The sequence below is a fragment of the Arundinibacter roseus genome, from assembly GCF_004348825.1.
Classification (GTDB): Bacteria; Bacteroidota; Bacteroidia; order Cytophagales; family Spirosomataceae; genus Arundinibacter; species Arundinibacter roseus.
This window is the reverse complement of the sequence record NZ_SMJU01000021.1, coordinates 1-13,828: the sequence shown is the minus strand read 5'-3', so window position 1 is coordinate 13,828 and position 13,828 is coordinate 1. Positions and strand designations below refer to the sequence as shown.

Below are 13,828 nucleotides of genomic sequence, written 5' to 3'. Positions count from 1 at the left end.
TTTTGAATGTCAGGCTGAGCGAACAGGGCCGCCTGGCGGTCGAAGCCCGCTGGCAGACTGGCTTCGACCGCAGCGGCGGCCGCTTCGCTCAGCCTGACAAATTCCTAAACTTTATACTTTCTTTACAAATCTACTCACGTATCAATAACAAATATCAGAGGTGGAGATAGCTCGACTGAGTAGATCAATTATATATTAAATAAAAAAACAATCCTCAATGTTTCATTTCTATACACATTTACCAGCTGTTTTGATTATACTTGATTTTTGCGCTAAATTTAATGTATGAGTAAATGCAAGTGTTTGGGACGATTACTTTTGCATAACGTTTGAAAGAACTCTGCAAGAGTTGGTAGTTGTTGCAAGCCAAACTATTAAACTTGATAGAAAAATGAGGATTCAAACTTTAATACAAGCTTAATCATGAAACAAGTAACGCTCAATATTCCCGATAATAAGTTCTCTTTTTTTATGCAGTTGGTTCGCTCACTAAACTTTGTTGAAGTAGCTGAATCTCCGAGTGAATACAACTCAGAATTTGTAGCTAAAATTCAAAAAAGCCGTCAGGAATATGCAGATGGTAATTTTGTAACAGTTGAAAAAGAGAACTTTAAAGCGTTTTTAGATATTCAATGAGCTACCGCCTTGTTTTTACCAAACAAGCCCAAAATGACATTGATTTTCATCGGAAGTCGGGCAATAAGGCAGTTCTCAAAAAAATAAACACGCTTTTAGAAGAACTAACTGAACACCCATTTATTGGCACAGGCAAGCCAGAAGCATTAAAATATGATTTGTCTGGGCTGTGGTCTCGAAGAATCAACAACGAACATAGGCTTATTTATGAAGTTGATGGCGATGTAATTGTGGTTATCATTGCCGCCAAAGGGCATTATGAATAATTAGCGCAGATTCAGATTTCAAGTGCGACTCGCCCATAGTTGCCTATTTTTTCAGCTAAATAAAGAGTTGACTTTTTAGAATAATACCAAAAGAAGCAGCACCGAATGGTTGCTGCTTCTTTTGGTTACTCGGCAAGTTAATAGCTACTAATCAATAGCTGGGGTTTTGGACCAGATATCCAGGTAGGTTAGAAGCTCCGTCAATAGCCGTTTGTGGAATCGGGAAAATACGTTTTTGCGGATCTGAATTTGTTTTTTCAGTCCATGTACCTTCATATTTTCCAAAACGGATCATGTCCGTCCGGCGGAGCATTTCCCAGTAAAATTCAAAACCTCGCTCACGATACAGCAAATCAAGGCTCATTTGGGTCAAGGCAGGGGCCGGTTTTGTAGCAGTACGTGAAGCCCGCACCAGGTTTACGTCGGCCAATGCTCCGGCAGCGTCGTTACTTTTACGAAGTTTGGCTTCGGCACGCATTAAATAAATATCTGCCAAACGAATGATGGAATAGTCGGCATCGCCAAAGTTTCGTCCGCTGGCTGATTTTTTACTAAACTCATATTTCAATACCCGATAGCCCGTGCTGTAATCGCTTCCGGCGACAGAGAAATCAACATTTTTTGTAAAAATCACGGGGGTAGTTGGGCGGTTGCGGCTATCGTTGAAGAGCGGACCAATCTTGTAGCGACCGTCTGAACAGCGCACAAAAGCGCCATTGCGACGAATGAGGCCATATTGTTGCCCACGAAGAATTCCCCGGTTAAAATTATAACTTTCTGCCGCAACACAAGTATCCGTAATTGCCTGATTAGTTTTGGTAAACCGTGGATCCATCGTGGCCGGATCGTCGGAGCCATAGGCACTCACCCATGTATCATAAAAATCAGACGTGATGCCGGGGCCGTCGGTACCATTGGCAGCCGGGAAAGCAGGCAGCGGGAATTGATCTCCTGAGAGCGAAAAGTACATCAGACGATTATGACCGTTGAGTTCCGCACGCTGATCAACGGCAAAGATCAGCTCCTTGTTGGTGTTGTTGTCGGAATCAAAAATTTTGAAATAATCAGGCGATAGTTGATACTGCCCGGACGTAATGATCTTATCACTATACTCAATCACCTTATCCATGTCTTCCGGTTTGAAGGTAAACGTTGCTGCGTAAGGATCCCGATACACCGCCGCATTGAGATGCAAACGCGCCAATAGCCCCCACACAGCGCCTTTGGTCAGGCGGCCGGGGCCAACGGTGGTTGACAGGTCATTTTCAATGGCCATCAATTCGCTCTTAATGTATTCAACGGCTTCGTCGCGACGAATAATTTTTGAGGTTGCGCCCAAATTTTCTTTTACAAAAGCAACTCCATACAAATCCAGCGTCAGCATGTTGTAGTACGCCCGCATCCCTCTTGCTTCGGCCAGATAAACTTTGGCGTTGGCGTCATTGATGGTTGGAAGTTCGTTAATAGCGGCAATCGCCCGTGACATTCCCTGAAGAATATTGTTCCAGGTATTGCGCACATTGGCACTTGTACTTTGGAACGTATGACGGTGAAGGTCCAGGTAGATACCGTTGTCGCCCCAATCCGTACCACCCCGATAGGGCAGAATGGCTTCGTCGGTACTTATTTCCTGTAAAGCAAAATATCCGGTATGCAGGAATATATCAGGCAGACGTGCATACACCGGCGCAATAATGCCATCGGCGGCCTGCTTGTCGGTGAGGCCCGTTGCGGAGGCTTCATCCAGAAACTCTTCGTTCAGATCAGTACAGCTCTGTACGCCCAGAAAGCCAGCACCAATAATGAATAAATAGATTATTTTTTTCATTTTCATAAAATTAGAAAGTAACATTTAGACCAAAGATTACGGTACGAGCCTTTGGATAACTCAGATAGTCAATCCCATACGAGGTAATGCCGTTGATGGTGCGGTCGGTGTTTACTTCCGGATCGTAGCCATCGTAAGAAGTAATCAAAAACAGGTTTTGCCCCGTAACTGACAAACGCGCCGACGATACCCATTTAGAAAGTCCCAGGGCTGTTGTATTGATGTTATAACCCAGCGACATGTTGTTCAGGCGCAGAAAAGAGCCGTCTTTGAGATAGCGCGACGAAACCGGAGCGGCATTGTTAATGGACTCCTCGGGGAATTCCAGTGCAGCAGGCGTAGTATTGAGCGATTTAGACAGGCGCAATTTGAAGAAATTGGCATTTTCCGTGTTGTCATAGACTTTGTTGCCACTTACTCCATTGAAATTTACGTTTAGGTCAAATCCTTTATAAGCTACATTTCCGAAGAAATTGTACTGCATTTTGGGCAGGGCTGTTCCCATTGCTACACGGTCTTTGTCAGACACAATGCCGTCGCCGTTCGCATCTTTGAAGGTACTTAGTCCTTTTTCGTCGAAGCCTGTAAATTCTCTCAGGAAGAAAGTACCAATTGGTTCTCCGCTGATATAGCCGTTGATCGTTGCTGACGTAAGTCCGGCCCCTGACGCACTACCCGAGGGAATTACTGAATAAGGAGAATTGGTTACTACATTTTTGATAAAAGTAATATTACCGCCAACATTATACGTAATGCCCGAAGGTTTCACAAAGCGATAGTTCAGCTCCATTTCCAATCCCTGATTTCTAATCTGCATATCGGCCACGTTGGTCCAGAAAGAGCCAGCAGGTTGCACAGGATCCGAAGGAATTACTTCCAGCAGGATGTCACTTGTTACTTTATTGAAATAATCAATTGAGCCACTCAACGCGCCATTCAGGAAACCAAAGTCAAGGCCAATGTTTGACTGCGTAGAAACTTCCCACTGAATATTGGGGTTGGCCAAACGCGAGAAGGTAGTTCCGGCCGGAAAAGGCCCGGTAGGCGTAAGCGGGTAGCTTGTGCCTGCCGAAACCTGCGAGGTAAACAACGGCTGTGTAATTTTGGATGGAATCTCCTGATTTCCGGTTTGTCCCCAGCCCGCTCTCAGTTTCAGGTTGCTTACTGCCGACGAGGTTTTCAGGAAGTCTTCTTCGGACAGGCGCCAGCCCAATGCAAACGACGGGAACACGCCGTATTTGTTATTGGCACCAAACTTGGAAGAACCATCGGCCCGTACTGTAGCTGTTACAAGGTATTTATCTTTATACTGATAATTTACCCGTGAGAAAAACGACTGCAATTCGTTGCGCAGGGCGTAGCCCGTAGGTTTGTTATTGGCGAGTGTCAGTTCTTGTCCTAATCCAGGATTATAAATTGGTTCTACGTTGGTGATTGGGAATTTATTGATGGAGTACGAACGTCCCTGCAAAAATATTTTTTGGTACGAATGCCCCACCAAGGCCGAAAAGCTGTGCGCCCCAATTTCCTTGGTATAGGTCAGGTAGTTCTCAATCAGGCTATTGGTGTTGTAGGTATTGATGGTTTCCAAACGGCCATCCTGCTGCGGCACGGTGCTTGACAGTGATTGGAGGTCGCGGGTTGAATTGGAGTTGTCGATACCATAGTTGAGTTTATATACCAACCCGTCCAGAATTCGCAGCGAGGGAGATATACTACCGATGATGCGGTTGTTGGTCAGGATGTCTTTTTGGAGAGCCATCGTCACGAGCGGATTGGTGCCACTTTCGTAGCGCGAAGGTTCACCGTCAGCATCGTAGGCCGGAATCGTCGGATTGGTTGCAATTGCTCCGCCAAGCATACTGCCAATAGGCGGGCGTTTGTTTTTGGTTTGGGTAGCATTCAGGTTTACATCAACCACAAGCCGATCTTCCCAGAATTTTTGGGTAACATTGATACGGCCGGTATACCGATCCAGATCACTATTTTTCAAAATACCCTGCTGCTTCTGAACACCCAACGAAGCGTAATACGTCAATTTATCAGCACCACCGCCCAACGTCAGGTTATGGTTTTGGGTGTAAGCCGTACGCATCACTTCCTTTTGCCAATCGGTATTGCCGCCAAAATCTTCCAAAGCTCCGCCAATTTCCTTTACATTCTTTCTGAACTCATCCGCCGTAAAAACGGGTAGCGCCCGAGCCAGTGTTGAAATACCCAAACTCGATGAGTAGGTAAGGGAAGATGTACCGGACTTGCCTTTTTTGGTCGTAATCAAAATTACTCCATTTGCTCCTCGTGATCCGTAAATAGCCGTTGCGGAGGCATCTTTCAGCACATCAATTGACTCAATATCCTGTGGGTTCAAAAAGTTGAGCGGATTGATCGCTCCGCCTGTACCCGAGTTGTCAAGTGCCAGCCCGTCGATCACAAATAAAGGTGTACTGCCTGTTCGCACGCCTCCCGGCCCACGAATCGTAATGCTTTGATTGCTGCCGGGCTCGCCACTTGCCGAAACTACGTTAACACCCGCTACTTTTCCCTGCAATAGCTGCTCGGGCGAATTGATAATCCCCCGGTTAAAATCTTCAGCTTTTACTGACGATACAGCTCCGGTCACGTCGCGTTTGCGGGCCGTGCCATAGCCTACTACTACCATCTCGCTTAGCGTTTTTACATCGGCTTCCAGCGTTACGTTAATCTCCGACCGATTGCCAACGGTAATTGTCTGTGGCACATAGCCCACATAGCTAAACACGAGCTTATCTGTGTTTTTAGTGGGAATGGAATACTGACCATTTCCATCGGTCAATACGCCAGTTTGGGTACCTTCTACCAAAATAGAGACACCCGGCAGCCCGCCGCTTCCATCCGAAGCGACCACCTTGCCCGTGACCGCCGATTGGCCCTGTACCTGTCCGTGCCCAAGGAGCATCAGAATCAGCATCAGAAAGCCAATTGATTGGGTTTGTAAATTTTTAGTCATTTTTTAAGAAAAAATTATGTTTGTTTAATAGTTAGTAAAGATATTTAAAAAACAGGAGTGCAAAGTACCCTACGCAGGATTAGCTCAGTATTTTGCCAATGTTACTGAATGTTTATGAATGCTTCATCACGGATATAGCTCTTGGTTACTAATAATTAAATAATGAAAATGTCCTACATTCTGTTGATTATCAAATAACTTCTCGGAGCATAAATTACAAAAGCTGTTGCCAGGATGTCTGACAACAGCTTTTGTAGAAGTATCCCCAAAAACTTTTTCGATTTATGGTTTTTTAGGAGCAGCTGGCGCGCGGGGAGCTTTTGCGGGTGCGGGCGGAGCAGCTACTGCACCTTTCAAAGAGGTTGCACCCGGAGCTTTGGGGGCTTTTGGCGCCTTGGCCGGTCGTGGTGGCGCAGGCGGTGCGGGTACGTAACTTTCCAGTTGATTCGCTTCCAGTTCCAGCTTTTGTCCGATCAACTCAATTTTTTCACTTACCTGTTCCATTTTTTCACTGAGGGCTTCTACTTCCTGATTTATTTTTTCCATGTCGGCATTCAGAGCATCCAATGGTTTTTCAGCTTCGGCTTGTTGCTTCTGAACCTGTGCCAATTGATCGTTTAAGGCCGAGATTTCCTGCTCTTTTGCCTTAATTTGTGTTTCAAATTCCGCGAGTTTCTTTTCTGTCTCTGCCGGGTTTGCTGTGTTTTGTCCACTTTTGGGATACATCACCGCTGAGCGTTTGTCCATCAGTTTCTGCCGCTCATCGTGGGCGCTCTGTTTCTTCCATTCAATCTTTTCTTCTTCGCGCTGATACCGCTCTACCTCAAACTGATGCTTTTCCATGGCAAGATGAATTTCATGCATGCGCTGATTTAGTGGCTGCATTTGTTTTTGTAATGCCTGCATTTCAGCATGATGAGGTTTCATTTCGGCATGCAGCGTCCTCATTTTTTCGTGAATCAGCGCTCTTTTTTCTCGCAAGGTGTCGCTCATTGCCACAAATTCCGAAGGTGTCAGCTCTATTGACTGGGCATGAAAAACGTCGAGATCCAACCCGGGAATCAGGGTTAATTCTTCTTCTACACGATTAGTTGTGTCGTCCACCGCAGAGGCTGCGACAAACGTCTCTTTGGTTTCTTTTGCTTTGGAGGTTTTAGACTTATCTTCCTTAGAGTCAGCCTGAATCGCATAAACCGAAACTCCGGCCAACATCGAAAGGAGCAAAAGAGTAGCCAGAAAGTAACTACCCGGTCGGCGGGCGGGTGAGGCCACACCCAATACCCGGCGCACTCGCTGCAACAGCAACGGTTTACGCGAGGCAAAGGCTACGGCCAACGCCGGACTTTGCCCAAACTCTGCCACCCGCAACAGAGCATGTGCCAGGGCACTGCGGTCATCGCATACGCTCAGCGCCAGGTCGTCGCAGCAATGCTCCCGCTCGGCTCTGATGCGGCCCGAAAGCCACCACAAGCCGGGATGAAAAAAGTAGATGACCTCTACAAACGATTGCAGCAGATTGACCAGATAATCGTGCCGGCGGATGTGCGCCAGCTCGTGCGCCAAAATTGCCTCAAATTCCTGCGGCGAAAGTCCGGAAAGTAGTCCAAGCGGCATTAGAACTACCGGCCGCACCACACCAACTACCATCGGGCTTAGGGTATGTACAGACTCCCGCAAATCGACCGTTTGCTGAATGCGCAACCGATTCATAAGGTCCCGAAACCGCAGATTCCAGCCGTTATCCTGAATCCGGCTGGAGGCCAGCCGCAGCCGTTCCAGATACAGCCAGCCTCCCAGAAACCGCACAAGAAGCACCGCTACGCCGATGAACCAGCACACAACGAGCTCCTGCATGTGAATCGACAGCCAAAGCTGAACCTGCATGGAAAACGATACGGAGGCAGAAGTTGTAGATAAAAGTGCATTTTCGGGCAATGCCTGCATGCGAAGCGTAGAAGAGAATACCTTTTGGGATGGCCGAAAGGCAGCTTGATAGTACATAAAAGTAGCGATTGAGGCCAAAACCTGCCCTCCCAGGAGAGTGATTCCCAGCACGTAACGGGTTTGCGCGCTGCGGTGTTTCAGTAAATAAAAGCCTGCTGCCGCTACCATGCACAGCGCCGTAGCCTGCCAGAGGGCGTGTAGGAGTGTCCAGCCCAGAGATGGGACGAATGAAGCTGGTAACAAATCAAGTATGTTATTCATGGCTAATGGTTGTTTTCGAGGTTGTTCAATAATTGCCTGATTTCGTCTAATTCACGGGCCGACGTTTTGTGATTCCCCAGGGCCTGCATGACAAGCTGCGCCGCCGAGCCACGGAAAGTGGTTTCAACAAATCGGTCGAGCAGCGTTTGCCGGGTTTCTGCTTCCTGAACCTTGGCCGTGTAGACATGCGAGCGTCCTTCTTCGGTACGGCTGAGGAGTTCTTTCTCGTGCATAATCTGCATCAGTTTAAGCGTGGTAGTATAACCCGCTTCCTTGGTTTCGGCCAGGTGGTCGTGTACCTGCCGCACGGTAGAGGGCCCATGCTGCCAGAGGAAGGACAAAATTTCCAACTCTGAGTCGGTAGGTTTTGGGGGAAAAGATGAATGATTGGCCATACGTATATTTTTTTAACTAAATTTTTAAAAACCACAGGATTTTTGACCCTGCACTATGTACGAAGATCTTCGTAACAAATATGTACGAAAGAATTCGTAGAAGCAAATTTTTACTACGAAATATTTCGTAGTAAAGGATGGGTTATTTTGCTCAACAAATTATTTAATTGATTATCAATACATTACAAAAATTTGGAAAATATCAGATTTTAGAAGCCAATTTGAAAAAAGCGAACCTCTGCTTTCACATGTTCCAGGATTCGCTCGGAGCGTTCGGGCCGGGCATCGGTAATGAACACCTGCCCCCAGGAACCGTCATCGATAAGTCGAATGAGCTGCTGAATTCGTTTATCGTCCAGTTTATCAAAAATATCATCCAGCAAAAGAATCGGTTTCGTTTCTTTTTCCTCCGCCAACAGCTCGTACTGCGCGAGTTTAAGGGCAATCACAAATGACTTCTGCTGCCCTTGCGAACCAAATTTTTTGAGCGCTACGCCATCAATCTCAAACACGTAGTCATCCTTATGAATACCTTTCCCGGTGCGCTGCGCATGCAGGTCGCGCGAGCGGTTTTTTCTGAAAAGAGCCGGGAAATCTGCGGCGCCTACTTCGCTTTCATAAACCACCTCTACTCGTTCTTTGGCTGTACTCAAAAAGGCATAGTGTTTTCGGAAAATAGGCAGAAAGCGTTCCATAAACGCCTGCCGCTGCTCATGAATCCGAACAGCGAGTTCAATCAGTGGTTCGTCGTAGGTTTCCAGCAGTACCTCATCAAGCGCATGCCTTTCCGCAAAAAGCTTTAACAGGCCGTTGCGTTGGGTCAGAAATTTATTGTATTGCAGAAAATCATCCAGATAGCGCGGGTTGAGCTGAGCAAGCACTCCATCAAAAAAACGCCGCCGCTCTTCGCTTCCTTCCCGCACCAGGTCGGTATCGTCGGGCGCAATCAGCACTACGGGCAAACGGCCAATGTGGTCGCTGAGACGCTCATAGGGTTTTTTATCGGCCATAAGTACTTTACGTTGACCTCGTTGCAAACTACATGTAATTTGTAATGGCCTGGCTTGCTCCCAAAAATACCCATCCAGCACAAGAAAATCCATATCGTGCCGAATCGCCAGCGCATCCTGATTTTGGAACGCACTTTTGGTCAAAGCCAGAAAATAGATGGCATCCAGCAGGTTTGTTTTGCCGCTTCCATTTTCGCCCACAAGGCAGTTTACACGCTCGCCAAACGTAAAACTTCCTTCTTCGTGGCTTTTAAAATAGGTAAGATGGAGTTTTTCAAGCCACATGAGCTTCTTTGTTAGGGAGTTTATTCTTAATTTCGCACTTCATAAAACGGGAGACGTGATCTGTTTGAAAGTCCAGTCCTGCCCAAAATCAACGCGTAAAGTTCTTGCATTACTACCAGAAAACAGAATATTCGGTCGTATTTGCAAGAAAGCAAGCATTAAGTTGTAATTCGTACATCATACCCATCTTCCCGTATGGCTACCGTGAAAGAAAAAAAGAAAGAAACCGCAAAAAAAGTACAGTACTCCAAAGAACGCTACATGTTCTGGTATGAGAACATGCTGTTGCAACGTCGTTTTGAAGAAAAAGCGGGACAGTTGTATGGTCAGCAAAAAATCCGTGGTTTCTGCCACCTGTATATTGGTCAGGAAGCGTGCTCTTCGGGCACCGCTACGGCTTTAACTCCTGACGATAAGTACATTACTGCCTACCGTGACCACGGCATGCCGCTCGCTCTTGGCACAAGTCCCAACGCTATTATGGCAGAGTTGTTTGGTAAAGAAACCGGCACCACCAAAGGAAAAGGAGGCTCCATGCACATCTTTGATAAGGAGCGCAATTTTATGGGTGGTCACGGCATCGTGGGCGCGCAGATTCCGTTGGGCGCAGGCATTGCCTTTGCCGAAAAATATAATGAAACCGGCAACGTGTGCATCTGCTTTTTTGGCGATGGCGCCGTTCGTCAGGGAGCGTTTCACGAAGCCTTCAACATGGCTATGACCTGGAAATTGCCCGTGATTTTTGTAGTAGAAAACAACGGCTACGCCATGGGAACTTCCGTAGGACGGACGTCTAACGTAACCGAACTATACACCCTGGGTGAAGCCTACGATATTCCTTCTGAGCCCGTGGACGGGATGGATGTAGAGGCAATTCATGAAGCCGTGAGCCGTGCCGCTGAGCGCGCCCGCAAAGGCGATGGCCCTACGTACCTCGAATTCCGGACGTACCGGTTCCGGGGACACTCGATGTCTGATCCCCAAAAATACCGGACCAAAGAAGAGGTTGAAGAGTACAAAAAACGTGACCCAATTGAGATGGTGAAAGATACTATTCTGAAAAATAGCTTTGCCACCGAAGAAAAATTATCTGATATAGATAAGAAAATTAAGGAAATCGTCGCTGAGTCCGTTCAGTTTGCCGAAGAATCGGCCTTCCCCGATCCCAAAGAAGCGTATACGGATGTGTACGAACAAGCCGACTATCCGTTTGTGACAGAGTAAGATACATTGCACCAAAGCGCCTGCCGGGATCAGATTTCGGCAGGCGTTTTGCTTTTACAGGGGCAAAGAGAGGTCCAACTTGTTTAAATTGGCAGGATTATTGAGAATCAGTACTTGCCGGGCTTGAAATTATAGCCTTTTACTTGTTTGAGTTTCATAACTTTTCATAACTTTGCACTCCAAATTTCAACCAATAGTATGAGCAAGAAAAATACTGCGGGTTCCGGGTTGGACATTATCGAAGATCCGGACGCGCTGGCGGGGCAAATTAATAAGGCTGAATCCTTTTTCCGCAAAAATCAAAAAGTACTGATCGCAATCGGCGGGGCTATCGTGGTCGCCGTGCTGGCTTTTGCCGGGTATCGGTTTTATATGGACGGTCAGGAAAGCAGTGCGCAGGTAGCTCTTTCAAACGTGGTGTATGATTTTGAGGCCGATTCAACCCAAAAAGCCCTAAACGGCAGTGGTGGAAATGAGGGTCTGCTTAGCATTGCAGATAATTATAGCGGTACTGACGCAGCCAACCTGGCCAATCTGTATGCTGGTATTGCTCTGATGAAGCAAGGCAAATTTGATGACGCCATCAATCGTCTGGAATCATTCAGCGCCAGCGATCTCGTCATTCAGGCACGTGCACTTGCTCTGATTGGTGATGCATACATGGAAAAAAATCAGCCTGCCGAAGCCATTAGTGCCTACAAGAAAGCTGCTGATTATCAATCAAACGAATTTACGCCCATCTACCTCATGAAGTTGGGAATAGCTCAGGAAAAAGCAAAGCTTCCAAAGGATGCTATCGCTTCCTATAAACGCATCATTGACGAGCACCCACTCTCGGCAGAAGTAACAAATGCCAAGAAATTTAAGGGACTCCTCGAAGGGCAAGTCGGCGAGTAATGAGCATTCATTACACTTAGCCCCTGAAAAAGGATAAAGCCGACTCTGGTTTTATCCTTTTTTTAGTTAGTGGCCTACGTTTTATTTCTACCTACTTCAAAGCTGAATATCCTATGTCAAGTGCTGATAAAAATTTAAGCGTATTTTCTACCGACGGCCTTCCCGACATCAGTCAGGCAACCTTTGCGATTGTGGTGGCAGAATGGAACCACGAGATTACCGAAAAGCTTTTTGAAGGTGCTCACGCCACACTGATTCGCTATGGCGCCAAGCCCGAAAATATTATACGTGCCAACGTACCCGGCAGCTATGAATTAAGTTTTGGTGCACAGGTATTTGCCCGAAAAATTGAAGTAGATGCAGTCATCGCGCTCGGCTGCGTGATTCAGGGCGAAACCAAACACAATGACTATATCAATCATGCCGTTGCTCACGGACTGACACAGGTTAGTCTGACCTATCACAAACCGGTTATTTTTGGCGTATTGACCCCCAACTCGCAGGAACAGGCGCTTGACCGCGCCGGTGGAAAGCATGGCAATAAAGGCGACGAAGCCGCAATGACCGCCATAAAGATGTTATCACTTGTGTAAGCTTTTGTTTCTGATCGGCTATGAACGAAAAAAATTATGAAGGCAAATGAGACCAAAGTAGAAGACTTTTTGTCCTCTAACAAGACACAATTTGTAATACCCGTTTACCAAAGAAATTACGATTGGACAACTGGACAGTGCAAACAGCTTTTGGATGATATACTCGAAGTTGGGGAAAGCAAAAAAATGAACGCACACTTTATTGGAAGTATCGTTTATGTACACGATGACGTTTATACAGCAACAAGAGTCAAGGAGTTAACAGTTATTGATGGACAACAAAGGCTTACGACTTTGACACTTATATATTTGGCACTTCACCGTCTTGCAAAAGTTATTCAAAACGAAGGACTTGAAAATGAGATTAGTGAAACTTACCTTATTAACAAGTTTTTGCCGGACGAAGAAAAATTAAAATTACGACCAACCGATAATAATGACAGAGCGTTAAAGTATTTATTAAGATGTGATGAAAATGAAGAATATTTAGATTTTTCAAAATTAATCGATAATTTCAATTACTTCAAAGGTAGGATTACAGAAGACAACTATCAAACCGTTTTGAAAGGGCTTTCAAAATTAATGTTTGTCGAAGTTTCTCTTGATAGAGAAAAAGACAATCCACAAAGAATTTTTGAAAGCCTTAATTCAACAGGCTTAGAGCTTGCTCAAGCAGACTTAATTCGGAACTATATTTTAATGGGTCTTAATCCAAAAGATCAAAAGAAAATCTATCAAAGCTATTGGGAGGTGATTGAAAAACTTGCCAAAGATGAAACGTTAAATTTAAGTCGAGTTTCTGATTTTATTAGAGATTATTTAACTCTTGAAAACAAGAATATACCTAATAAAGGAAAAGTATATTTGGAGTTCAAATCTAAATATCCTACATCGACGTTGGATAGGTTAGAAGCTAATTTATCAAGCATAAAGTCTTTGGTAAAGCATTACAATAAATTAATTAATCCCAAAAATGAAAGCGACAAAGAATTAAGAACCCAATTAGAATTTATAAATAGACTAGAAATAAATGTAGCTTATCCTTTTCTAATGAAAGTTTACGATGATTATTCAAATTCAGTAATTGATAAGCCGACATTTATAAAAATTTTGGATTTGGTTCAAACATTTACTTGGAGACGTTTTATTCTTGGCTTACCCACTAATGCTTTGAATAAAATATTCATGAGTCTTTATGACAAAGTTGAGCCAGCAAACTATTTGTATTCAATTCAAAAGTCATTAATACAAAGAACTGGTGTACAACGATTCCCTAATAATGCAGAAGTAATTGACGCATTAAAAATAAAGGACGTCTATAATATCAAATCGAAAAATAGAACTTACTTTTTGGAACGTTTGGAGAACTTTGAGAATAGACTTGTTGCAATGGAAAAATAGTCTTAAATTTGGCACATGAAAATATCGATAAATGATCTAAAAAATGAGCGTCAATGGCGTTCTGCAACCGGACTTAATAAGGAAAGATATATTAAGTTGTTA

General features: G+C 45.1%; 11 protein-coding genes. 6 read left to right on the top strand and 5 right to left on the bottom strand.

Annotated elements, in window-relative coordinates:
* The first annotated feature begins 423 nt into the window (after positions 1-423).
* Together EZE20_RS22520 and EZE20_RS22515 are read left to right on the top strand one after the other, a co-directional pair.
* Complete coding sequence (locus EZE20_RS22520; RefSeq protein ID WP_132122027.1) at positions 424-636, top strand: DUF2683 family protein; 213 nt, start codon at positions 424-426, stop codon at positions 634-636.
* Positions 633-902, top strand: coding sequence for a Txe/YoeB family addiction module toxin (locus tag EZE20_RS22515; RefSeq protein ID WP_132122025.1), 270 nt, complete (start codon positions 633-635; stop codon positions 900-902). Before EZE20_RS22520 ends, EZE20_RS22515 begins: the two co-directional genes overlap by 4 nt.
* 151 nt (positions 903-1,053) lie before the next feature.
* Here EZE20_RS22515 and EZE20_RS22510 read toward each other — a convergent pair whose 3' ends face one another.
* From EZE20_RS22510 to recF, 5 genes are all read right to left on the bottom strand, one after another.
* Complete coding sequence (locus EZE20_RS22510; protein WP_132122023.1) at positions 1,054-2,730, bottom strand: RagB/SusD family nutrient uptake outer membrane protein; 1,677 nt, start codon at positions 2,728-2,730, stop codon at positions 1,054-1,056.
* A 10-nt stretch (positions 2,731-2,740) separates the two neighbouring features.
* Positions 2,741-5,677 (bottom strand): SusC/RagA family TonB-linked outer membrane protein, encoded by a 2,937-nt coding sequence (locus tag EZE20_RS22505; protein ID WP_228713973.1) that lies wholly within the window; start codon positions 5,675-5,677, stop codon positions 2,741-2,743.
* A 321-nt stretch (positions 5,678-5,998) separates the two neighbouring features.
* The gene (locus EZE20_RS22500; RefSeq protein ID WP_132122019.1) at positions 5,999-7,921 is read right to left on the bottom strand and encodes a M56 family metallopeptidase; all 1,923 of its coding nucleotides are present in this window, start codon (positions 7,919-7,921) and stop codon (positions 5,999-6,001) included.
* Between the two features lie 2 nt (positions 7,922-7,923).
* Positions 7,924-8,316: a BlaI/MecI/CopY family transcriptional regulator gene (locus EZE20_RS22495; RefSeq protein ID WP_132122017.1), complete on the bottom strand. Its 393-nt coding sequence runs from the start codon at positions 8,314-8,316 to the stop codon at positions 7,924-7,926.
* 209 nt (positions 8,317-8,525) lie between these two features.
* Positions 8,526-9,611 carry a DNA replication/repair protein RecF gene (recF, locus tag EZE20_RS22490; RefSeq protein ID WP_132122015.1) on the bottom strand — a complete coding sequence of 362 codons (1,086 nt, stop codon included), beginning with the start codon at positions 9,609-9,611 and terminating at the stop codon, positions 8,526-8,528.
* Between the two features lie 195 nt (positions 9,612-9,806).
* Between recF and pdhA the strand changes: the two genes are divergently transcribed.
* From pdhA to EZE20_RS22470, 4 genes are all read left to right on the top strand, one after another.
* Positions 9,807-10,835: a pyruvate dehydrogenase (acetyl-transferring) E1 component subunit alpha gene (gene pdhA, locus EZE20_RS22485; RefSeq protein ID WP_132122013.1), complete on the top strand. Its 1,029-nt coding sequence runs from the start codon at positions 9,807-9,809 to the stop codon at positions 10,833-10,835.
* A 198-nt stretch (positions 10,836-11,033) separates the two neighbouring features.
* On the top strand, positions 11,034-11,732 hold the full coding sequence (locus EZE20_RS22480; protein WP_132122011.1) for a tetratricopeptide repeat protein: 699 nt from the start codon (positions 11,034-11,036) through the stop codon (positions 11,730-11,732).
* A gap of 113 nt (positions 11,733-11,845) precedes the next feature.
* Entirely contained in the window at positions 11,846-12,325 is a 480-nt protein-coding gene (ribH, locus tag EZE20_RS22475) for a 6,7-dimethyl-8-ribityllumazine synthase (RefSeq protein WP_132122009.1), read from the top strand.
* A 36-nt stretch (positions 12,326-12,361) separates the two neighbouring features.
* Positions 12,362-13,726: a DUF262 domain-containing protein gene (locus EZE20_RS22470; protein ID WP_132122007.1), complete on the top strand. Its 1,365-nt coding sequence runs from the start codon at positions 12,362-12,364 to the stop codon at positions 13,724-13,726.
* Positions 13,727-13,828 lie beyond the last annotated feature (102 nt).